This window comes from Streptomyces sp. NBC_00005 (assembly GCF_045160215.1).
Taxonomy (GTDB): domain Bacteria; phylum Actinomycetota; class Actinomycetes; order Streptomycetales; family Streptomycetaceae; genus Streptomyces.
The window spans coordinates 2541084-2561674 of sequence record NZ_CP108316.1; the positions used below are offsets into that span (position 1 = coordinate 2541084).

The window sequence follows — 20591 nt, forward strand, 5'->3', positions numbered from 1 at the left end:
GATGTGAGCAGGATGTCCGAGTGTCCGCCTCACCCTCTTGATCGCAACCGCAGCCCCGGATATCCCTTCGCCCGGCTCGCGCCGCCGCCCTACCCTCGAAGCCATGACCAAGCCCCTCGTCGCCCTCCTGAGCGGCGCCGGTGTCTCGACCGACTCCGGCATCCCCGACTACCGCGGCCCCAACGGGCTGTGGCGGCGCGATCCCGAGGCCGAGAAGCTCGTGACGTACGAGTACTACATGGGCGATCCGGAGATCCGACGGCGGTCATGGCAGATGCGGCGCAAGAACCGGACACTGCAGGCGCAACCCAACGCCGCGCACCGCGCCGTAGCCGAGCTGGAGAAGTCCGGCGTGCCGGTGCGGGTCATCACGCAGAACGTCGACGGACTGCACCAGCTCGCCGGGATGCCCGCCCGCAAGGTGCTCGAACTGCACGGCAGCGCACGGAGTTTCACGTGCACGGGGTGTCATGCGCGGGGACCGATGGAGGACGCGCTCGCTCGGGTCGAGGCCGGCGAGGAGGATCCGCCGTGCCTGGAATGCGGCGGGATCCTCAAGTCGGCGACCGTGATGTTCGGCGAACGGCTCGATCCCGCGATCCTCGGCGAGGCCGTCGCCATCACCCAGGCCTGTCAGGTGTTCATCGCCGTCGGCAGCAGCCTCCAGGTGCAGCCGGCGGCCGGGCTCGCCGGTGTCGCTGCGGATCATGGGGCGCAGCTCGTCATCGTCAACGCCGAGCCGACGCCCTACGACGACCGGGCCGACGAAGTCATCCGCGAACCCATCGGCACCGCGCTGCCGAAGCTGCTGCGCCAGCTCGGCATGGCGCACCCCTAATGACGGATCCCGTCGCAAGAGATGAGCAGATGCCGCGGCCCGCCCAGCACGGCGTTGTGCCGGTACGGCGGCGGGTCCTCCAGCAGACGTGGGTTTTCCAGCCTCCGGGCCAGTTCCGACAGGGCGCGCTGGGCCTCCAGCCGGGCGAGTGGTGCGCCGAAGCAGCTGTGGATGCCGCTGCCCAGGCCGAGGTGCTGGATGTCCCGGCGGTCCGGGTCGAAGCGGTCCGGGTCCTCGAAGCGCTGGGGGTCGCGGTTTCCGGACGCCAGAACCAGCCAGAGGGAGGCGCCCTTGGGGATGGTGACGCCGTGGACCTCGATGTCGGCGAGGGTGGTGCGCTGTGGTACCAGTTGCACCGGCGGCTCGAAGCGCAGCAGTTCCTCGACGATGGGCACGGCCAGCTGCGGATCCGAGCGCAGCCGCTGCAGGACGTCGGGATGGCGCAGCAGGGTCAGCATTCCGTTGGTGATGAGATTGACGGTGGTCTCGTGGCCCGCGATCAACAGCAGTGCCGCGGTGCTGAGCAGCTCCATCGTCGTCATCGCGCCGTCCTCGCCCTTGGCCGTCGCCAGCTGGGAGAGCATGTCGTCGCCGGGATTCTTGCGGCGTTCCTCGATCAGGCCAGCCAGGTACATGCCCAACTGCATACGGGCGTCGTGCGCGCCCTTGCCCCGCTCGGTGGGGTCCGCGTCCGGGTCGGGGTCCAGGCTCGCGGCGAGCGTGTCCGCCCAGGTGTGGAAGCGCGCCTCGTCCTCGCGCGGCACCCCGAGCAGCCTGCAGATCACGGTCACCGGGAAGGGGTAGGAGAACTGCTCCACAAGGTCGATCCGGCCCGGGTCGCCGATGCCGTCGATGAGGCCGGAGACGATGTCGTGGAGCTCTCCGCGCATACCGTCGACACGCTGCGGGGAGTGCGGCGGGCCGAAGGGCCGGTTTGTCATACGTCGCAGCCGGTCGTGTTCCGGCGGGTCCAGCCGCAGGAACGCGGGCGGCAGGGCGCTCTCCTCGCGGGCCGGCTCGGCCAGCGGGTCGCGGGCGGTCGAGGCCAGATTGCGGGCGTCGGAGCTGATCCGGGGATCGTGCAGGAGGCTGCGGATCTCGTGGTACGTGCTGATGACGTACGGCCCGCCGGCTTCGTGGTGTACCGGCGTCTTCCGCAGCTGTTCGTAGATCGGGTACGGGTTGGCGCGGTTGGCGTAGTCCAGGATCTGGTGCAGCAAGGATTGCGTCATGGCGAGTCCTCGTGGCCGTACGGGTCAGTGCGCGGGGGTGAACGTCATCCGGCGGTCGGCCGGCGAGTATCCGCCGAGGGTCACGGTGGGGCCGTGGGTGGGCACCGAAGGGTCGGGGAAGTCGGCGTCGACCGGCCGCTGTCCGTCCGAGCTCCGGTCGACGGTGGAGAACGGCGGCGGGAACGGCGCGGTGGTCTCGATCAGCTCCTGGTAGAACGGCAGCCAGCGGCCGTGGTCGAAGGTCACCGCGCCGATGACGCGCCCCTGGTACCCGTAGACGCCGACGAACCGGTGATCCTTGAGCGATCCCTGCGAGATGAGGATCTCCGTCCCCAGTGACGGCACCCCGACCGACTTGATGTTGACTCCGAACTGCGCGGACCAGAAGGCCGGCACCTCCATGTGCGGGATGCGGTCGGAGCTCTCGCTGATCATGTTGTGCGCCGCGATCCGGGCCTGGGAGACGGCGTTGCCCCAGTGCTCCAGAGACAGGAACTGGTAGCCGAACAGGGGGTGCGGGCAGCGTGCGACGTCGCCCGCCGCATAGATGTCGTCGGTGACGATTCCGCGGATGTCGAAGGCGCGGCAGCCGGCGTCGCAGGCGATGCCGCGGGGACCTGCCCCGAGTCCGGATCCGGCGAGCCATTCGGTGTTGCGGGTGGCGCCGAGCGAGACGATCACCACGTCGGTCTCCACGGTGGAGCCGTCGGACAGATGCGCGGCGCGTACCCGTCCCGAGGCATCGCCCTCCAGAGCGGTCACCATGACGCCGCACCGCAGGTCCACACCGTGCTCGCGCTGCATCTCGTCGGCGACCGCACCGATCACTCCGCCGAGCGCGCCGACGAGGGGTGTCGAGCCGCGCTCGGCGACGGTGACGGCAAGGCCGCGTTCGCGGCAGGCGGAGGCGATCTCCGAGCCGGTGAACCCGGCCCCGATGACGAGGACCCGCTTGGGTCCCGCCTCGAGCCGCCGCGCGAGCGCGGCGCTGTCGTCGCGGGTCCTCAGGACGAAGACGCCGTCGAGTTCCGCCTCGGGCTCGCGCGGCCACGGTCGCGCCCGGACCCCGGTGGCGATCAGCAGCCGGTCGTACGGCACCTCGTCGCCGTCGGCCAGCCGCACCCGCCGTGCGGCCATGTCCAGGCCGGTGGCCGGGACACCGAGTCGCCAGGTCGCGTCGACCGAGCTGAGCCTGGGCAGCGCGGTGTGGTCGGCGGCCGCCCTGCCCAGCAGCACCTGCTTGGAGAGCGGGGGCCGATCGTACGGCTCGTGGGGCTCGTCGCCGATCATGGTCAGGGAGCCCGCGAACCCCTCGGCCCGCAGGGTTTCGGCGGCGCGCAGGCCGGCCAGCGAGGCGCCTACGACGACGATGCGGCCCTCGCGTTTGAGCCGTTCCAGGGATCCGTCACCGAGCACCGGACACCGCCTCGGCCGGTACGTCCACCGCATCGACGAGGATGGCCTGGACCGGGCAGGCCGCGGCGGCCTGGGCCAGCTTCGCGCGCTGTGCTTCGTCGGCCTCCGGGTCGTACAGCAGCGCCTCCTCGCCGTGCATGGCGAAGATCTCGGGCGCGAGGAACGCGCACTGCGCATACCCCTGGCAGCGGTTCAGGTCGACGGCAATCCTCACCACGGGATCGGTCCTCTCCAAGGGCCCGGTCAGCCCCTGCGACCACCCTCGGTGGCCGGACGGGATACGGCGACGAGAAGGAGACCGTTCGAGTGAGCGGTGCGGTCGGCTCAGGTCGATGGGGCCGGCCGTGGCCGGGCGGGACGCCGACCCCGCAGGATGTTCAGGCTGAGGAGCAACGCCCAGGCCGGAAAGACCAGTTCGGACCAGGGCACGTTCGCTCCCACCACGAGCAGCGTAAGGCCCGCCAGGTAGCCGAGGGCGACGAGCGGGCGCGGGAGGGCTGCGTGTCGGCGGCCGATGGTCGAGGTCGTGATGATGAACACCGCCGCCATCCGCATGGCGTACGTCGTCAGCAGGGTGTAGGCGAAGTCCCGGCCGAAAGGAGGGTGCTGCTGACTCTCGTCGAGCACGGTTCCGGCCGCCGCGGCAACGCCGAACAGGGTGGCGACGAAGACCAGGCCGCTGCCCAGGAACACGGTGGAGAAGAACTGGTCCTCGGCCTCGCCGGCCTGCTCGCGCAGGGCGCCCATGAACCACAGGAAGGCGATCCCGGCGAACGGGATCAGCGCCAGCGCCGTCCGAACGGCGCCGCGCTGTCCGGCATCGACGGTTGCGTCGTCCCCGCCGGCGGGCAGAGCGATGCGCATCAGGACGATCGCCGCGGCCATCAGGACCGCGAACACCACCCCGGCCACCCCGGCGGCCCAGGGTGTCGCGAGGCGCTCGTGCCTTCGCTCCATGGTCTCTCGCTTTCTGCCGGGTCCTCCTTCGTACAGACACCAGCGATCCAGGGACTCGCGCCACCGGGGTCACTCGGGAGGAAGACCGCGGTGCGCCATACGGGCTATGGCCACTCGTCGGATTCGGGCCGCCGCTGACGATGAGCCGGCTGTACATGTCCGTGCCTCTTGTTCCGCTCCGGCGCTCCAGCGACGTCAGCCGGCGTCACATCCACCGATGCCTTGCGACAGGAGCATTCCGCCGGCGCGCCTCCACACCCACGTCGTGCGGAGCGAAGCGTAAGAGACATTCCCCCGGAGTTGGGGAGGCAGACCGCCGCGAAGTGCGGTCTGCCCCCATCCCCCGGCAACGCTCCCGGCCGCGGTTAGGCAGTCGGATGGCTCAAGGCGGGCGTCTCGGCTGCGAGTTGCGCGGACCCCCGGACCGTGCTTGCACGAACGCCGGCCACGGTGAAGGCGATTCCGATGACGACCTCGAAGGCAGGCCCATCGACCGGCAGAGGAACCACGGTGCACGCACCGGCGACGATCAGTGCGATGCCGCAGACCTTGGGAAGCACCCGTGCCCTCATGGTCGCGATGCCCAGGAGCACGAAGGTGGAGTTGGCGAACCACGCGACCATGGCCGCCGCGGCCAGGCGCCCGGGAGAGTCACCGTCGAGGATCTGTGAAGCGTCCTTTGCGAAGGTCGGCGCGACGAAGAGGTCTGCGAACATCCATCCCCCTTGAAGGGCCATGTTGGCCAGGCACGCGACGACGGCGACGAGTCCGAGCCGACCCGCCCGGTCGGCCTGGCGCGCGTAGATCGCGACCAGTCCCCACGTCATGAGGATCGCCCCCGTGAAGCGGAGCGCCGAGGAGACTGCGAACGCGCCGGTGACGACCTCGTCGGAGAAGTGCTCGTAGTGCGGCGGCAGAAGCTGGAGGAAAGCCCCGACCGCCAGCAGCAGACCTCCCAGGACAGCGGCAATGGTCCCTGCGCGAATGAATCGGTCCATCATCGTGCTCCCTTGCCCTCGGTCGGTTTCGGCACCGGCAACCCGCTCGGGCCACTGGTAAGGACGGTAGGAACGCGGGGCCGGACCTGTCGTCAGTCCGCGGTCAGAGGCAGTTGGACCGCACGGGTGACGCCGGATCCCTCTCAGGACAGACGCCGCGCCGACGGGCCAGGACTATGGTTCGCTCATGCAGGCCCAAGGGCTCGGTTCCGCTGTGCGGGGCGTGGCGAAATCGCCGTTGCTCGACGTCGTGTTGGCGCTTCTGCTGGCCGCCTACGTCGGTCTCGACGCGCTCCACACCTCGGACTGGCCCGAGCCGCGGTGGGCGTCGGCGGCGCTGGCCATGACGTCCGCCGCGTTCCTGGCGGTACGACGCATCTGTCCGCTCATCTCGTTCACCGGTGCCCTCGGGGCACTGGCGGCCGTGTATATGGCCCTCGGGCACTACGAGACAGGCTCATCGGTGCTGGTCGCCCTCGTGGCCGCGTATTCCGCAGGTGCCTACGGCCGCAACCTGCCCTTCGCGGTGGCCCTGCTCGCGGGGTTCGCCGCAACCACGGGGCTCGGACAGCCCGCGCAGGAGGCGGTTCCCGACCTGTTGTGGACCTTCACGGCCCTGTCCCTCCCGCTCGTCGTCGGCCTGACCGCGCGACGGCTACGAAGCCGGGTCCGGACCGCGGAGCGCCGCGCCGACCTGTTGAAGCGGAATCAGCAGGCGCTGGCCGAGGCCGTCGCCGACGAGGAACGACGCCGCATCGCGCGCGAACTGCACGACGTCATCAGCCATGGACTCGGGGTGGTCGTCCTCCATGCCGGCGCGGCTGAACAGGTCCTCGACATTGATCCGGGCAAGGCACGCGAGGCTCTCCAACTGATCCGCGCGACGGGGCAAGAGGCGATCGCAGAGCTGGGCACACTGGTCGGACTGATACGCGACGAGGCGAAGCCTGAACGCCACCCTCAGCCGACCCTGAGCGACATCGAGCGGTTGGTCGCCACGACGAGCTCGGCAGGGCTCGCGGTGCGGCTCCGGACCGAGGGGATGGAACGTGACCTACCGGCGAGCGTCGAGCTCAACGCGTACCGCGTGGTCCAAGAGGGACTCACCAACGCGCTCAAACACGCCGGCCGGGCCGAGGTACGGGTCGTCCTGCGCTACCGCAACGACGCCGTAGAGGTGGAGATCGCCGACGACGGCACCGGCACCAGTCCGGGCCCCGGCGCCCACAGGGGCCTGATCGGACTGCGAGAGCGCGTCGCGGTGTTCGGCGGCCGGTTCGACGCCGGGCCCGATCCACGGGGAGGCTGGAAGGTCAGCGCCTCCTTCCCCACCACGTCATGATCCGGGTCCTCCTCGCCGACGATCAGGCCGTCGTACGTGCGGGCCTGCGCACCATCCTGGGGGCCCGAGCGGATGTGGAGGTCATCGCCGAGGCAGCCGATGGTGCCGAAGCGGTAACGCTTGCCACGGCGTTGAAGCCCGACGTCGTCATGATGGACATCCGCATGCCTGTAGTCGACGGCATTGAGGCGACCCGTCGGCTTGCCGCACTGACCACCCCCACCCGGGTACTCGTGCTGACCACCTACGGCATCGACGAGTACGTCTATGAGGCACTGCGGGCCGGCGCAGCAGGGTTTCTCCTCAAGACCGATCCGCCGGAACGCATCGTGGACGCGGTCCGCGTCGTCGCCGCCGGAGACGCCCTCCTCGGGCCCGACACCACCCGTCGGCTCATTGAACGCTTCCTCGCAAGCCCCCCGCCCCACGCCTCCCGGTCGGCGGAGCTGAACACCCTCACCGCTCGCGAACTCGACGTACTGCGCCATGTGGCACGCGGACTGTCCAACCAGGAGATCGCCACCGGCCTGTTCATCGGAGAGGGCACCGTCAAGACGCACGTCGCGCGCATCCTCTCCAAACTCGGCCTCCGCGACCGGGTACAAGTCGTCGTGTACGCCTATGAACACGCCCTCGTCCACCCCGGGGAGGCAGGCCACCCACAACCGGACCAGTAGTCAGCCGACAACCGGCACGCGGCACGTGCGGGCAGGCGCCGTTCAAACAGCGGACGCTTCGGCACAGTTGGACGCCGATCGGCGCAGGCCTTGGACCATCGTGACGGGGTTGACCTTCACCGCCCGGGTACATCCACCAATGCCTTGCGACTCCGGCATCCCCGACTACTGCGGCCCCAACGGGCTGTGGCGGCGCGATCCCGAGGCCGAGAAGCTCGTGACGTACGAGTACTACATGGGCGATCCGGAGATCCGACGGCGGTCATGGCAGATGCGGCGCAAGAACCGGGCACTGCAGGCGCAACCCAACGCCGCGCACCGCGCCGTAGCCGAGCTGGAGAAGTCCGGCGTGCCGGTGCGGGTCATCACGCAGAACGTCGACGGACTGCACCAGCTCGCCGGGATGCCCGTTCGCAAGGTGCTCGAACTGCACGGCAGCGCACGGAGTTTCACGTGCACGGGGTGTCATGCGCGGGGACCGATGGAGGACGCGCTCGCTCGGGTCGAGGCCAGCGAGGAGGATCCGCCGTGCCTGGAATGCGGCGGGATCCTCAAGTCGGCGACCGTGATGTTCGGCGAACGGCCCGATCCCGCGATCCTCGGCGAGGCCGTCGCCATCACCCAGGCCTGTCAGGTGTTCATCGCCGTCGGCAGCAGCCTCCAGGTGCAGCCTGCCGCCGGGCTCGCCGGCATCGCCGCCGACCACGGGGCACGGCTCGTCATCGTCAATGCCGAGCCGACGCCGTACGACGACCGGGCCGACGAAGTGGTACGAGAGCCGATCGGGACGGCACTGCCCGCCCTTCTGCGCGGGCTGCGGGAGCCCGGTTCGTAGGGGTCACGCCGGGTCGGGGGTCGTGCGGCGGGTCCAGTGGGCGCGGACCGTCTTCAGCCAGTCGTCGGCCGCTGCACCCGGGGCATCCCCCAGCGCCGTGCCGTTCACGTGGGTGCCCCAGACGTCGGGGTGGAACGCGCCGTCCTCCACCTCGTCCTCGGGTGCGACCAGGACCGGCAGCCCGAGGGCCACCGCCATGCCCGCCTCCAGTTGCAGCCAGGGAGAGGTCCACCAGGCCGCCGACGGAGCCTCCTCCTTGGTGTCCGGACGCCAGACCGCCGTCCGTGCGTCGAGTTGTCTGAAGCCGAGCAACAACACGCCGTCGGCATGGGAGAGGAGCCGGGTCAGGACGCGCCAGGGGTCATCGCCGTAGCTGTCCCGGCCCAGGCGGACGACGTCGCACGGCCGACGCTCCAGCCAGGCCACCCACCGCTCCAGCTCCGACTGCTGCTCCGGGGTGAGGAGGGACGGCGTCCCGAGGAAGACGCGGGGGAGTTCGGTGGTGCTCATTTTCATACGGGTTCTTCGCTGACTACTCTGCCGTTCGAATCCATCAGACCCATTATGTTCGGCGGAATGTCCGAGGCCCCGGAGAACTGCGCGCCGTCGAGCCGTGCCGCGGAGAAGTTGGCACCGGCCAGCCGGGCTTCCCTGAAATCCGCACCGGTCAGGACAGCGTCGGACAGTACCGCGTCCACCAGAGTCGCGCGGTAGAAGACCGCCCCGGTCGCGACGACCCCTTTCAGGGAAGCGCCCGTGAGATCGGCCTCGAAGAGGTCGGCATGGGTGAGGTCGACTTTCTTCCTGTCGCCCTCCTTGCGACCGAGATAGGCGCGGGTCAGGTTGCAGCCCTGCAGGTCCGCCCGAGCCAGGGAGGGGGCGTAGCGCAGGCCGTCGGCGAGAACCTTCTGGATGTGGCCCGCCTCGGATTCCCTGAGCAGTCCGGTGATCACCGCGATCGCCTCGTTCGCGTAGGGGGTGCGGCCCGCGCCCTGTTCCGAGTTGGTGTCGAAGAACCGGCGCATCAGGATCGCCGCGGCCATCTGCTGGGTCGAGTTGTCCGACGCCAGAGCTTCCATGACGTCCCTGAACGCGGTCCCGACCGCTGCGGACCTGTCGCGCTTGCGCTGGAAGTTGAGCACTCCCAGCACACTGACGCCGACGGTGGCGAAGGTTCCGACGATTCCGGTCCATACCTGCACGTCGCTGCCCGCCATCTCACCCCTGTGGTCGAATGCCCCTCTTCACGCGCGTGACCATACAAGGTGCAGGAGGCCGAAGTACCGGTCTCGGGCCAGGGGTTCAGAAGAGGCCCGCACCTCGCTCGAGGTCCAGCAGCCGCTGCTTGCGTTCCAGCCCGCCGCCGTAGCCCGTCAGGCTGCCGTTCGCGCCGACGACGCGGTGGCAGGGCACGATGATGCCGATCGGATTCCTGCCGTTGGCGAGGCCGACGGCGCGGGAGGCGGACGGGTTGCCGAGGGCGTCGGCGAGTTCGCCGTAGGAGCGGGTCTCGCCGTAGGGGATTCGCTGGAGTTGCTCCCACACCGTGCGTTGGAACGGGGTTCCGTTCAGGTGGAGTTCGAGGGTGAACTCCTTCAACTCGCTTGCGAAATAGGCCTGTAGTTGGTCCTCCGCCTCGTCGAAGAGTGTGTCGTCGCGGGTGCCGAAGGTTTCCTCCGGTGGGCGGTGGCGTTGTTCGGTCATGTAGAGGCCGCACAGCACGCCGTCGTCGGCGACGAGGGTGAGGGGGCCGTAGGGGCTGGCGATGACCTTGTACTGCTTCATGGTCGTTGAACGTCCTTATACGGGAAGGAAGTTGATCGGGTGGCTCTCGGTCGCCCACAGGTACTGGACCGCGTACGCCCGCCAGGGGCGCCAGGCCGCCGCGCGAGCGGTGAGAGCCGCCGGGGTGGAGGGGAGGCCCAGCTCCTGGGCGGCGCGGCGGATTCCGAGATCGGTGGGGAGGAAGGCGTCGGGGTCGCCAAGGGCGCGCATGGCGATGGCGTCGACCGTCCAGGGGCCGAAGCCGGGGAGGGCGAGGAGTTGGGTGCGGGTTGCGGGCCAGTCGCTCTCCGGGCCCAAGTGGATGCTTCCGTCGGCGAGTTGGCGTACGAGGGTGGTGAAAGTGGTGCGGCGGGTGCGGGGCATCGCCAGGGTCTCGGGGGCGACGGCGGCCAGGGCCTCGGGGGTCGGGAAGAGGTGGGTGAGGCCGCCTTCCGGGTCGTCCACCGGATCGCCGTGTGCCGTGACCAGGCGGGCCGCGTGTGTGCGGGCCGCGGCCGTGGAGACCTGCTGGCCGAGGACGGCGCGGACGGCGAACTCCGCCTCGTCGACCGTGCGCGGGACGCGTCGGCCGGGAGCCTTGTCGACCAGCGGGGCGAGCAGGGGGTCGGTGCGGAGCTGGTCGTCGATCGCGACCGGGTCGGCGTCCAGGTCGAGCATGCGGCGGCAGCGGCTGATGGCGACGGGCAGGTCGCGCAGGTCGCTGAGGGTGAGGCGGCAGGCGATGTGGTCGGGTTCGGGGGTGAGGGACGCGATGCCGTGGCCGTAGGGGAGGCGGAGGGTTCGGCGGTAGGCGCCGTCCCGCCACTCCTCCACGCCGGGTACGGCGGTCGCCGCGAGGTGGCCGAAGAGGTTGTCGGGGTTGAGCGGGGTGCGGAAGGGCAGCCGGAGGGCGAGCGCGCCCGGGGTCGCGGCACGCGGGGTCGTCTTCGGCAGCCGGGCCCGCAGTTCGCTCGGGGCCAGGGCGAAGACCTCGCGCACGGTGTCGTTGAAGGTACGGATCGAGGAGAAGCCGGCGGCGAAGGCGATCTCCGCCATCGGGAGCAGGGTCGTCTCGATCAACAGGCGTGCGGTCTGGGCGCGTTGGGCGCGGGCCAGCGCGAGGGGGCCGGCGCCCAGCTCGGCGAGCAGCTGACGCTCGACCTGCCGGGTGCTGTAGCCGAGGCGGGCGGCGAGGCCGGGCACGCCGTCGCGGTCCACGACGCCGTCGGCGATCAGGCGCATCGCGCGGGCCACGAGGTCGGCGCGCTGGTTCCACTCGGGGGAGCCCGGGCTGGTGTCGGGGCGGCAGCGCTTGCAGGCCCGGAAGCCGGCCTGCTGGCAGGCGGCCGCGCTCGGGTGGAAGACCATGTTCTGGGGCTTGGGCGGTACGACCGGGCAGCTGGGGCGGCAGTAGATCCGGGTCGTCAGGACCGCCGTGAAGAACCACCCGTCGAAGCGGGCGTCCTTGGACTGGACGGCGCGTACGCAGCGCTCTCGGTCGGTGTGCATCCCGTTCTGCATGCGTCCAGCATCGGCGACGGGCCGGGCCGGAGCTGGCGAGAATCCGACATCAACCTCGCGTGTGCTGGACCGGCCCGGATTCCGGCCCGCGGTTCATCTCACACCAGACTGCCGCCGGGCGTCTGCTGCCGTGCGGCCAGCGACCAGATCACGAACACGTCGATCGCCATCATGACGACGGCCCAGACCGGCGCGTACGGCAGGAAAAGGAACTGGGAGATCAGGCTGAGCGAGACGAGGAAAATGCCTGTGAACCTGGCCCAGGACATCCCCTTGAGCACGCCCCAGCCGGTGACCGCGACCAGTGCGCCGAGGATGACGTGGATCCAGCCCCAGCCGGTGAGGTCGAGCTCGTAGACGTAGTTGCCGACCCGGCCGTAGACGTCGTCGTCGTTGATCGCCGCGATGCCCTGGAGGACGGCGAGGATGCCGCCGCACAGCATCAGCACCCCGGCGAACACGACACCGCCGGTCGACCAGCCGTGGCCGCCGTCCCCCGGGGGACGTGGAGGGCGGGCGGACCAGGCGCTGCCGACCTCGCCCGACGGGTTTCCGGACGGTTGTGCTGCGTGCTGACTCATGGGCGGTGATCCCTTCTACGGCCCCGCTGTCGGCTGACTCCGAGCCTTCGGGCACCGAGGGCGGGATGCCATCCCGGTTGCACCGACCGGGTGAAGGGGGCACACGCCGTTCCGTCAGGGACGGGACCGCCGGTGGTGGCCGCCGCCTCACGCCCCGCTCTCGCCGAGGAGTTCACGCAGCGCGGCCTCCTGCACCGGGCTCAGGCCCGTCACGAACTGCCGGAGGGCGGCGATCGGGTCGGGGCCGCGGTCAAGGGCGCGATGCATGGCCTCGGCGGTCATCTGGGCCGCGTTCTTCGCCGGGCGGTAGGCGCCGCGCCGGCCGCCGGCGTCCCGCAGGACGAGGCCCTTGTCGTGCAGTCGCCGCAGGATCGTGTGCACGGTGTTGTAGGCGAGGTCGCCGCGGAGCCCGGCCTGGACCTCGGCCGGCGTGAGCGCACGGTCCGTCGCCCAGAGGGTGGCGAGGACCTCGCTCTCCAGCTCGCCGGGGCTGCGTCGCTCGGCCCTGCCGCGAGGGGTCGTGCCTGCCATGGCCACCACCTTACGGTGCGTAGGGTCACCGAGGAACCGAGTGCCCGCACCGGCACGTCGACTGCCGCCAAGGCGCCCCCTCTCATACTGGAACGTGGACGGAACGGGCACGAATCCGAGCCGAGCGACTACAGTCACGTAGACCGTCTACTGCACTGTAGACGAATGACAGCCGAGGAGCGTTCCCATGCCCGAGGGGCAGAATGACGAGCCGGTCGGCGGGCGCGCGGACCGGCGGCCGGCCGGCGAGCTGGAGGCGAGCGTGCTGGCCGCACTGTGGGCCGCCGACGGACCGCGCACGCCGGGCGCCGTCCAACTGGAGCTCGGTGGCGGCCTCGCCCGCACCACCGTGACCACGATCCTCACGCGCCTGCACGCCAAGGGGGCGGTCACCCGCGCACGCTCGGGCCGCGGCTACGCCTATGCGCCGGCCCAGGACTCCCCCGGCCTCACCGCCCGCCGTATGCACGCCGAACTCGACAAGGACGAGGACCGCGGCACCGTCCTCGCCCGCTTCGTCTCCGACCTGAGCCCCGAGGACGAACAGCTCCTGCGCACCTTGCTGGACACCGGTCCCCCGGAGGGCGGCCCGGCCACCACGGGCGACACCCCGTGACCGGCACCGCGGGACTCCCCCACGGTCGGGCGGCCCGTGGAGGAACCCCGTGATCTACGCCGTGTGGCTCCCGCTGCTCATGCCATTGCTCGCAGTGCCCGTCGCCCGGCGCGGCGCCGAGCAGCTGCGTGGTCCTGTCGGCGGCCGCCACCGTCGACGCGGCCGCAGACCTGCACACTGGCATCGAGATCGCCCAAGGTGAACGGGGGCCAGTGCCCGGCGACGGCCACTGACCCGGGCGGGCTACCCGGTGAACTCCGTCGCCGTGGGCCGCCGCGAGACCGCCGTCGCTACGTCGACGTCGGTGAGCGGGCGCAGCCGGTAGGTGTACGCGTAGTCCCGGTCGGCGAAGAGCTTGTACTCGTCGTGCGTGTGCGCACCCCAGCTGTTGTCGCCGCCGACGCCCATCTGCCGGTGGTTCAGGCGCAGTACGACCTCTTTGCGGGGCGTGAGCTGGTAGTCGTGGCGGGCCCCGACCGACAGGTCCTCGGGGGTGAAGTGCGAGGCGTTGACCTCCAGGAGCGGTTCGCCGGAGACGAGCAGGCCCTTGCCGCGCCCGTCCGTCAGCGCGACCCAGCGGACGTCGGTCCTGTTGCCGTTCTCCTGCGGGCGCAGGTAGGAGGTCCACTGGCCGGTGACGGTGCCGGAGTACCGGCCCACGTCGGTGGCGTCGTTGCGGTCCCAGTGGTTCTCCTCGGGACCGCGGCCGTAGTAGTGCAGGTTCTCCAGCCGGCCGGGCAGCGACAGCAGCGTGCCGACCTCCGGGATGTACGGCAGCGAGGCGGCGCCCGGGTGCAGGGTGTTGTCGACCTTGATCTCACCGTTTCCGAAGACGGTGTAGGTGGTGGTGTACGTCGATTCCGTCGTCGTGGGCAGGGTGCCGGCGACCTTGATCTCCACGGCCCGGTCGCGCAGCGCCCGCACGCTCACGTCGGTCACCCTGCGGCGGGCGCCGGCGTCGCGCCAGGTCTGGTTGCGGGTGTGCTGGCCGTTGCCCCGGTCGTTGTCGGTGGGGGCACGCCAGAAGTTCGGGGCCGGTCCGGAGGCGATGAGTTGGGCGCCGTAGGCCTCGTACGAGGTGATGACGCCGGTCTTCTTGTCGACGGTGACAGAGAAGTCCTTGCCCTTGACGGTGACCGCCGCGTCGCCGTCCTGGTGGCTGAGCGCCGGGACACCGTCCAGCGGCACGGGCTTGACGGCGGGGCTGCCGGCGTCGACGGCGAGTTGGTGCCTGGCCACCTCGAAGCCGGACTTCGCCCACTTCGTCGACTCCCTGATGGTGAAGGAGAGTTGCAGGAAGTACTCCTCGCCCGGCGCCGGGTCGCCCGGCAGTGCGAACGGCACGGTGATGTCCTTGGCCGACAGCGGTGCCACGTCGAGCTGGGCACGGCTCAACTGTCCGCGCCGCACCACTTCTGAGTCGCGGACGAGCTCCCAACGCCCGTCGAATTCACGGAGGTTGGTGAAGAGGTACTCGTTGGTGAGGGTGACCGCCGCTCCGGGGGCGAGACGGTCACCGGAGGCCGGTGCGGCGTTGATCGCCTGGTAGATCCGCTTGACCTCGGCGGACTTGCCGGTGAGCCCTCGGTCGGCGGTGACGATGCCGTCGCCGGAGAACGCCCCGTCGTTGGGGTTGTCGCCCCAGTCGCCGCCGTAGGCGTAGAACGTCTTCTCGCGGGGCTGTTTCTCGGTGAGGCCGACGGTGGCGGCGTCGAACCAGAACCGTACGCCGTCGTCGCCGGGGCCGCGGCTGTCGGAGGCCAGTTCGGCGGCGGTCAGCGCCCTGGCGTAGACCCGGGCCCGTCTCACGGTGCCGCTGAACTCCCGGGTGGGGTTGTCGACATCGGTGGCCAGGGACAGGGGCGCGGTGTTGACGGCGGGGCGCACCGTGGTCGTCCGGGTGGCCCGGACCGAGCCGTCGACGTGCAGGGTCAGGGTGCCGGCCGCCGCGTCGAAGACACCCGCCACGTGGTGTTCGGTGCCGGTCCAGTCGTCCGGGAGCGCCCAACTCGCCGTGATCCACTGGCCGTTGCCGTAGATGAAGAACTCCACGGTCCTGTTGGTCTGCTTGAGGGCGTACTGGGTGTCGCCCTTGGCGAGGATCGGCTGGTGGTAGCCGGTCACGTGCGGCGTGACCCAGGCTTCCAAGGTGAGGGACCCGGTGAGGTCGAGCGATGTGTCACGGGCGAAGACGGTGCCGCCGGAAACACCCTTGTCGCGAGTGAAGGCGCCGCTGGGGGCGATGACTTCGCCGCGGAGTGCGGCGGGCCCGATCTCGGTGAGCAGCCGGCGGGTCGGGGTCGGCCAGTCGAGGGCCTGGTCGACGAAGTCCCAGATCCAGCCGCCCTGGAGCACGTCGTAGCGGCGGACGAGATCCCAGTACTTCTTGAAGTTCCCGCTGGAGTTCCCCATCGCGTGGGAGTACTCGATCATCACGTACGGCCGGGTGTCGGCGGTGTCCTTCGCCCGTGTCTCGACGCGGGAGGGGCTGTCGTACATCTCGGAACGGATGTCGCTGATCCCGGGGCGGTCGTCGCCCTCGTACTGGATGACGCGTGTGGTGTCGTAGGAGCGGATCCAGTCGTGCATGGCGGTGAACGTGGTGCCGCCGCCCGCCTCGTTGCCGAGCGACCAGATGACGACGGAGGCGTGGTTCTTGTCGCGGTGGACCATGTTCTGGGCGCGGGCCACGCACGCCTGCGTCCACTCGGCGTGGTTGCCGGGGTACTCGCCGCGGATGCCGTGGGTCTCGAGGTTGGTCTCGTCGACGAGGTACAGGCCGTACTCGTCGGCGAGTTCGAGCCACAGCGGGTTGTTGGGGTAGTGCGAGGTGCGGACGGTGTTGATGTTCAGCCGCTTGATGATGCCGATGTCCTCGACCAGGTCCGCGCGGGTGAGGGCCGAGCCGTGGACCGGGTGCATCTCGTGGCGGTTGGTGCCGCGGAGGGAGACCGGTCTGCCGTTGATGCGCATCAGACCGTCCTTGAGCGCGAACTCGCGCAGACCGACCCGGTGGGAGACGGTTTCGATCACCTGGCCTGCCGGGTCGCGCAGGCGGAGCACGGCCGTGTAGAGGTCCGGGTGTTCGGCCGACCACAGGCGTGGCGCGGGCACCGCCTTCGCCGCCTGTACGGTCTTCTCGCCGCCGGAGGCGATGTCCAGGGTCTGCTGCAGGGGCCGGGACCAGACCGCGTGTCCGCCGGCGTCGTACAGCTGGGTCTCGACGGAGTACCGGCCTGCGCCCTGTCCGCCGTAGTCCCGCACGCCGGCGGTGACCGACAGTTCGGCCGCCTTGTAGTCGTCGCTCAGCGGGGTGTCCAGCCTGAAGTCGCGCAGGTGCACGGACGGGGTGGAGTAGAGGTAGACCGAGCGGAAGATGCCGCTCAGCCGGATCATGTCCTGGTCCTCCAGCCAGTCGCCGTCGGAGTAGCGGTAGACCTCGACGGCGATCTGGTTGGTGCCCGGCTTGAGGTGCGGGGTGATGTCGTACTCGGCGGGGTCGTACGAGTCCTCGTGGTAGCCGGCCAACTCGCCGTTGATCCACACGTAGTGGGCGGACTTGACCCCCTCGAAGTGCAGGAACGTCCGCCGCCCCGCCCAGTCGCGCGGGACCGTGAAGGTGCGCCGGTACTGGCCCACGGGGTTGTAGCGGGTGGGGGCGGCCGGCGGCTGCGCCTCCTCGCCCAGGCCGTTGGGGCCCCACCACGGGTAGGTGATGTTGATGTAGATGGGGCTGTCGTAGCCGTGCAGCTGCCACGCGGAGGGGACGGGGATGGTGTCCCAGTCGCTGTCGTCGAGGTCGGTGCGGTGGAAGTCGACGTCCCGGTCGTCGGGGCGGTCGGCATGCGCGAACCGCCACTTCCCGTCGAGGCTGAGCCGGTACGGGGAGCGCGTGCGGTCGGCGGCCAGGGCCTGGCCGAGGTCCGCGTAGGGCATCAGCGTGGTGTGCGGCGGCTCGGTGCCCAGCCGGAAGACGGCGATCTTGCCGTTCCACTCGGGCGTGCCGTCCGCCGCCGCGCCCGGATCGGCCGCGTACGCGGTCCCCGACGGCGCGGACAGGGCGAGCGTGCCGAGGACGGCGGCCCCGCCTTCGAGGAGACGGCGACGGCTGACGAGCCGGTCGGCGGGGGACGGGTGCGCGTGGGGGTGCGGCATGATCGTGGCCTTCCTCGGGACGACAGTGCGGGTGCGCGTACTGAGGGTGCGTCAGATCTTGTCGGATGCTGTTGGGATACGGGAGTTGATTTGATCGCAGCGTGTCTGACGGTGACTGTGCGGCTACGGAGACAGCTGAACCTTAAGGACCCGGGCACAGTCGAGGCAATGATCCTGTCGGACTCTGTTCGGTCCTGGGGGCGCGCGGCGAGAGCGGGTGCGGTGTCACCCTCCGAAACGACGAGTGCGGCGACGCCGATGGGCGCCGCCGCACTGGACAGACCCTCGCGGGAGGCGGGGCATGTCTGTCAGGGCTCAGCCGTAGAGCGCCACTCTCGGGGCCACCGTGCCCTTGGCCTGCGGGTTGACGACGGTGAGCCGGTAGACCTGGGTGAGGGTGTCACCCGCGTGCAGGGTGCGCTGCGCGGTCGAGAGGTCGGTGAACAGCGTGCCGCTCTGAGTGCCGACCTGTACCGCCTCCCAGCAGCCGTGCGTGGTGCGCCGCTCCAGCTTGATGTCCGCCGGGGTCAGGAACGGCCCGGCGTCCGGGGACTCCACCAGGAGCTGGGGGGCGACGGTCCGGTCCACCGACGACTCGTTGCGGTAGGTGACGGTGAACTCGTGCGACGCGCTGTCGGCCGACAGAGGGCTCGTGGGCAGATCCACGAAGTCGGTGGGTATGGCGACTGCCTGCCCCTGCACACCCGCGGAGGCTCCCGCGACGGTCTGCTGCGTGGCAGCCACGGCGGGTCCCGCGGTGGCCAGGCCGGCGAGCGCCACGGTGACGGCCACGGAAGCAAGCCTGAGCCGGTTGTTCTTCAACGACACGTTCGCAGATCCTTCTGGTTCGCTCGGGTGAACTGGCCTGCCCGGTAGGGCAGTCGGCCACGGACGTCCTCGACGTTACGCAGTGCAGTCTAGGCACCGGACGGCGCCCGGCGGATCGGCCGAACGGCCGAGGCGGGCGCGGTCGATCTCCGACCGAACGGATGAGGGAGGAGCGTTCGACTTCTGGCCGAACGGGCGAAGCGGAACGCGTGAGCGCTGTGCTCCGACCGGATGCACATGTGAAGGCCGTGCGCAGAACGCACCGCAGCAGCCTCATGGACGACGAGCAGGACCTGTACGGCGTGGTCCTCTCGTGCCGGTCAGCCGAGTTGTCCGGCGAACGCCTTGTACGCCCGGTCGTCGAAGAGGACGAACCGCACCTCTTCGACCTTGGTCCGGGCCGCCCGCACCGTCTCCACCGCGATGCGCGCCGCGTCCTCGATCGGCCATCTGTACACGCCGGCGGAGATCGCCGGGAAGGCGACCGTCCGGGCACCCAGCTCGTCGGCCACGCGGAGGGACTCCCGGTAGCAGGAGGCAAGGAGCGACGGGTCGGCCCCGGAGACCTGCCAGACCGGGCCCACCGTGTGGATCACCCACTGTGCGTCCAGGTCGCCCGCGGTGGTGGCGACCGCCTTGCCCGTGGGCAGACCCTTGCCGTAGTGGGAGGCGCGGAGTCTGCGGCAGTCCTCGAGGATCGCGGGGCCGCCGCGGCGGTGGATGGCGCCGTCGACGCCTCCGCCGCCGAGCAGGGAGGAGTTCGCCGCGTTGACGATCGCGTCGGCCTTCTCGCGGGTGATGTCGCCGCGGGCGAGCGTGATGGTGGTCGTCATGTCTGCCTCAGCCTCCTCCAGACGGCCTTCGCCGCGTTGTGCCCCGACATGCCGTGTACCCCGGGGCCGGGCGGGGTCGCCGACGAGCAGATGAAGACCGCCGGGTGGGGGGTGGTGTACGGGGACAGGGAGAGCTTGGGGCGCAGGAGGATCTGAAGGCCACAGACCGCGCCGGAGCCGATGTCGCCGCCTACGTAGTTGGCGTTGCGGGCGGCGAGCTCGGGTGGTCCCGCGGTGGCGCGGGCGAGGACGCGGTCGCGGAACCCCGGGGCGAAGCGCTCCAGTTGGCGTTCCATGGCGTCCGTGAGGTCTCCGGTCCAGCCGCTCGGGACATGGCCGTAGGCCCAGAAGACGTGCTTGCCCTCGGGTGCGCGGGAGGGGTCGGCGACGCTGGGCTGGACCGTGATCATGAACGGCTTCTCGGGCGCACGGCCCGCCCGGGAGGCGTCGCGCAGGGCGGTGCCGATCTCCGCGCTGTCCGCGCCGATCTGCACGGTGCCGGCGGCGCGGGCCGCCTCGGCGGTCCACGGCACCGGGCCGTCCAGCGCGTAGTCGACCTTGAAGACGCCGGGGCCGTACTTGTAGCCCTCGTAGTAGCGGCCGAAGCCGGCGATGCGGGCCAGGGCGGTGGGTGAGGTGTCGAAGACGTACGCGCGCGCGGGCGGCAGGTCGTCGAGGCGCTTGACCTCGTAGTCGGTGTGGACGAGGCCGCCGAGGTCCTTCAGGTACGCGGTGAGCGCGTCGGAGATGGACTGGGAGCCGCCGCGGGCCACGGGCCAGCCGCGGGCGTGTGCGGCGAGGGCGAAGATCAGGCCGACGGCGCCCGTGGCGAAGCCGCCGAGCGGGGCCATCACGTGCGCGACGAGGCCGGCGAAGAGGGTCTTGGCCGGCTCGTCGTGGAAGCGGCGGGTCAGCCAGGTCGACGGGGGCAGGCCTACCAGGCCGAAGCGGGCGAGGGTCACCGGGTCGCGCGGGAGCGCGGTGAGCGGCAGGGACATGAAGTCGCGGGCCAGGGTGTCCCACTTGGGGAGGAACGGCTCGACCAGCCTGCGGTACGCGCCCGCGTCCCGTGGGCCGAACGAGGCTGCCGTCTCGGCGACCGAGCGGGACAGCACGGCGGCGGTGCCGTCGGTGAAGGGATGCGCCATGGGCAGCTCGGGGTGCATCCACTCGAGGCCGTACCGCTCCAGGGGCAGGGCGCGGAACGCCGGGGAGTTGATGCCGAGCGGGTGGGCCGCGGAGCACGGGTCGTGCCGGAAGCCGGGCAGGGTGAGCTCTTCGGTGCGGGCTCCCCCGCCGACGGTGTCCCGGGCCTCGAACACGGCCACGGAGAAACCGCGGCGGGCCAGCTCCACGGCGGCCGTCAGTCCGTTCGGCCCCGCACCCACTACGACAGCATCGAGCATCGACGGCACCTTCGGACCCCTTCGTCAGCCGATGGCCTGTACGGATCAGGATATGCCGCGG

Annotated in this window: 20 protein-coding genes; 5 read left to right on the top strand and 15 right to left on the bottom strand. The window is 70.7% G+C overall.

Annotation, left to right across the window (positions count from 1 at the left end; all coding sequences use genetic code 11):
• Nucleotides 1-103 precede the first annotated feature (103 nt).
• Nucleotides 104-838, top strand: coding sequence for an SIR2 family NAD-dependent protein deacylase (locus OG303_RS12075; RefSeq protein WP_405867695.1), 735 nt, complete (start codon nucleotides 104-106; stop codon nucleotides 836-838).
• On the opposite strand, the gene OG303_RS12080 is transcribed toward OG303_RS12075, so the two are convergent.
• From OG303_RS12080 to OG303_RS12100, 5 genes are all read right to left on the bottom strand, one after another.
• On the bottom strand, nucleotides 835-2070 hold the full coding sequence (locus OG303_RS12080; RefSeq protein WP_405867697.1) for a cytochrome P450: 1236 nt from the start codon (nucleotides 2068-2070) through the stop codon (nucleotides 835-837). The genes OG303_RS12075 and OG303_RS12080 overlap by 4 nt on opposite strands.
• Nucleotides 2071-2094: 24 nt before the next feature.
• Complete coding sequence (locus OG303_RS12085; RefSeq protein WP_405867699.1) at nucleotides 2095-3519, bottom strand: NAD(P)/FAD-dependent oxidoreductase; 1425 nt, start codon at nucleotides 3517-3519, stop codon at nucleotides 2095-2097.
• Nucleotides 3476-3700: a ferredoxin gene (locus OG303_RS12090; protein ID WP_053747430.1), complete on the bottom strand. Its 225-nt coding sequence runs from the start codon at nucleotides 3698-3700 to the stop codon at nucleotides 3476-3478. The genes OG303_RS12085 and OG303_RS12090 overlap by 44 nt, the downstream gene beginning before the upstream one ends.
• A gap of 110 nt (nucleotides 3701-3810) precedes the next feature.
• Nucleotides 3811-4443, bottom strand: coding sequence for a hypothetical protein (locus OG303_RS12095; protein ID WP_405867701.1), 633 nt, complete (start codon nucleotides 4441-4443; stop codon nucleotides 3811-3813).
• A 365-nt stretch (nucleotides 4444-4808) separates the two neighbouring features.
• Entirely contained in the window at nucleotides 4809-5441 is a 633-nt protein-coding gene (locus OG303_RS12100) for a hypothetical protein (RefSeq protein WP_405867703.1), read from the bottom strand.
• Between the two features lie 187 nt (nucleotides 5442-5628).
• Here OG303_RS12100 and OG303_RS12105 point away from each other — a divergent pair, with 187 nt between their 5' ends.
• From OG303_RS12105 to OG303_RS12115, 3 genes are all read left to right on the top strand, one after another.
• Entirely contained in the window at nucleotides 5629-6783 is a 1155-nt protein-coding gene (locus OG303_RS12105; protein WP_405867705.1) for a sensor histidine kinase, read from the top strand.
• On the top strand, nucleotides 6780-7460 hold the full coding sequence (locus OG303_RS12110) for a response regulator (RefSeq protein ID WP_405867707.1): 681 nt from the start codon (nucleotides 6780-6782) through the stop codon (nucleotides 7458-7460). Before OG303_RS12105 ends, OG303_RS12110 begins: the two co-directional genes overlap by 4 nt.
• A 139-nt stretch (nucleotides 7461-7599) precedes the next feature.
• Entirely contained in the window at nucleotides 7600-8295 is a 696-nt protein-coding gene (locus tag OG303_RS12115) for an SIR2 family NAD-dependent protein deacylase (RefSeq protein ID WP_405867709.1), read from the top strand.
• 3 nt (nucleotides 8296-8298) lie between these two features.
• Here OG303_RS12115 and OG303_RS12120 read toward each other — a convergent pair whose 3' ends face one another.
• From OG303_RS12120 to OG303_RS12145, 6 genes are all read right to left on the bottom strand, one after another.
• The gene (locus tag OG303_RS12120; RefSeq protein WP_405867711.1) at nucleotides 8299-8805 is read right to left on the bottom strand and encodes a hypothetical protein; all 507 of its coding nucleotides are present in this window, start codon (nucleotides 8803-8805) and stop codon (nucleotides 8299-8301) included.
• A 2-nt stretch (nucleotides 8806-8807) separates the two neighbouring features.
• The gene (locus OG303_RS12125; protein WP_405867713.1) at nucleotides 8808-9512 is read right to left on the bottom strand and encodes a pentapeptide repeat-containing protein; all 705 of its coding nucleotides are present in this window, start codon (nucleotides 9510-9512) and stop codon (nucleotides 8808-8810) included.
• Between the two features lie 85 nt (nucleotides 9513-9597).
• A complete protein-coding gene (locus tag OG303_RS12130; RefSeq protein ID WP_405867715.1) occupies nucleotides 9598-10080 on the bottom strand; it encodes a methylated-DNA--[protein]-cysteine S-methyltransferase in 483 nt (160 codons plus the stop codon).
• Nucleotides 10081-10095: 15 nt separating this feature from the next.
• The gene (locus OG303_RS12135; RefSeq protein ID WP_405867717.1) at nucleotides 10096-11580 is read right to left on the bottom strand and encodes an AlkA N-terminal domain-containing protein; all 1485 of its coding nucleotides are present in this window, start codon (nucleotides 11578-11580) and stop codon (nucleotides 10096-10098) included.
• A gap of 98 nt (nucleotides 11581-11678) precedes the next feature.
• Nucleotides 11679-12161: a hypothetical protein gene (locus OG303_RS12140; protein WP_405867719.1), complete on the bottom strand. Its 483-nt coding sequence runs from the start codon at nucleotides 12159-12161 to the stop codon at nucleotides 11679-11681.
• 147 nt (nucleotides 12162-12308) lie between these two features.
• Nucleotides 12309-12692, bottom strand: a complete 384-nt coding sequence (locus tag OG303_RS12145) for a BlaI/MecI/CopY family transcriptional regulator (RefSeq protein WP_405867721.1) — start codon at nucleotides 12690-12692, stop codon at nucleotides 12309-12311.
• 187 nt (nucleotides 12693-12879) lie between these two features.
• Between OG303_RS12145 and OG303_RS12150 the strand changes: the two genes are divergently transcribed.
• Nucleotides 12880-13308: a BlaI/MecI/CopY family transcriptional regulator gene (locus OG303_RS12150; protein ID WP_405867723.1), complete on the top strand. Its 429-nt coding sequence runs from the start codon at nucleotides 12880-12882 to the stop codon at nucleotides 13306-13308.
• Between the two features lie 243 nt (nucleotides 13309-13551).
• Here the strand turns inward: OG303_RS12150 and OG303_RS12155 are convergent, their stop codons facing one another.
• The 4 genes from OG303_RS12155 to OG303_RS12170 all read right to left on the bottom strand — a co-directional run bounded on the left by OG303_RS12155 (nucleotide 13552) and on the right by OG303_RS12170 (nucleotide 20530).
• The gene (locus tag OG303_RS12155) at nucleotides 13552-17463 is read right to left on the bottom strand and encodes a glycoside hydrolase family 2 TIM barrel-domain containing protein (RefSeq protein ID WP_405867725.1); all 3912 of its coding nucleotides are present in this window, start codon (nucleotides 17461-17463) and stop codon (nucleotides 13552-13554) included.
• 315 nt (nucleotides 17464-17778) lie between these two features.
• A complete protein-coding gene (locus OG303_RS12160) occupies nucleotides 17779-18291 on the bottom strand; it encodes a signal peptide protein (RefSeq protein WP_405867727.1) in 513 nt (170 codons plus the stop codon).
• Nucleotides 18292-18611: 320 nt separating this feature from the next.
• Nucleotides 18612-19124 (bottom strand): O-acetyl-ADP-ribose deacetylase, encoded by a 513-nt coding sequence (locus tag OG303_RS12165; RefSeq protein WP_405867729.1) that lies wholly within the window; start codon nucleotides 19122-19124, stop codon nucleotides 18612-18614.
• The gene (locus OG303_RS12170; protein ID WP_405867731.1) at nucleotides 19121-20530 is read right to left on the bottom strand and encodes a phytoene desaturase family protein; all 1410 of its coding nucleotides are present in this window, start codon (nucleotides 20528-20530) and stop codon (nucleotides 19121-19123) included. The genes OG303_RS12165 and OG303_RS12170 overlap by 4 nt, the downstream gene beginning before the upstream one ends.
• Nucleotides 20531-20591 lie beyond the last annotated feature (61 nt).

Coding starts and splice junctions, on each gene's coding strand:
- OG303_RS12095 (WP_405867701.1), bottom strand. CDS start 4,443: ATGGAGCGAAGGCACGAGCGCCTCGCGACACCCTGGGCCGCCGGGGTG.
- OG303_RS12120 (WP_405867711.1), bottom strand. CDS start 8,805: ATGAGCACCACCGAACTCCCCCGCGTCTTCCTCGGGACGCCGTCCCTC.
- OG303_RS12130 (WP_405867715.1), bottom strand. CDS start 10,080: ATGAAGCAGTACAAGGTCATCGCCAGCCCCTACGGCCCCCTCACCCTC.
- OG303_RS12110 (WP_405867707.1), top strand. CDS start 6,780: ATGATCCGGGTCCTCCTCGCCGACGATCAGGCCGTCGTACGTGCGGGC.
- OG303_RS12140 (WP_405867719.1), bottom strand. CDS start 12,161: ATGAGTCAGCACGCAGCACAACCGTCCGGAAACCCGTCGGGCGAGGTC.
- OG303_RS12080 (WP_405867697.1), bottom strand. CDS start 2,070: ATGACGCAATCCTTGCTGCACCAGATCCTGGACTACGCCAACCGCGCC.
- OG303_RS12100 (WP_405867703.1), bottom strand. CDS start 5,441: ATGGACCGATTCATTCGCGCAGGGACCATTGCCGCTGTCCTGGGAGGT.
- OG303_RS12115 (WP_405867709.1), top strand. CDS start 7,600: ATGCCTTGCGACTCCGGCATCCCCGACTACTGCGGCCCCAACGGGCTG.
- OG303_RS12075 (WP_405867695.1), top strand. CDS start 104: ATGACCAAGCCCCTCGTCGCCCTCCTGAGCGGCGCCGGTGTCTCGACC.
- OG303_RS12135 (WP_405867717.1), bottom strand. CDS start 11,580: ATGCAGAACGGGATGCACACCGACCGAGAGCGCTGCGTACGCGCCGTC.
- OG303_RS12145 (WP_405867721.1), bottom strand. CDS start 12,692: ATGGCAGGCACGACCCCTCGCGGCAGGGCCGAGCGACGCAGCCCCGGC.
- OG303_RS12150 (WP_405867723.1), top strand. CDS start 12,880: ATGCCCGAGGGGCAGAATGACGAGCCGGTCGGCGGGCGCGCGGACCGG.
- OG303_RS12105 (WP_405867705.1), top strand. CDS start 5,629: ATGCAGGCCCAAGGGCTCGGTTCCGCTGTGCGGGGCGTGGCGAAATCG.
- OG303_RS12170 (WP_405867731.1), bottom strand. CDS start 20,530: ATGCTCGATGCTGTCGTAGTGGGTGCGGGGCCGAACGGACTGACGGCC.
- OG303_RS12165 (WP_405867729.1), bottom strand. CDS start 19,124: ATGACGACCACCATCACGCTCGCCCGCGGCGACATCACCCGCGAGAAG.
- OG303_RS12155 (WP_405867725.1), bottom strand. CDS start 17,463: ATGCCGCACCCCCACGCGCACCCGTCCCCCGCCGACCGGCTCGTCAGC.
- OG303_RS12125 (WP_405867713.1), bottom strand. CDS start 9,512: ATGGCGGGCAGCGACGTGCAGGTATGGACCGGAATCGTCGGAACCTTC.
- OG303_RS12085 (WP_405867699.1), bottom strand. CDS start 3,519: ATGCGGTGGACGTACCGGCCGAGGCGGTGTCCGGTGCTCGGTGACGGA.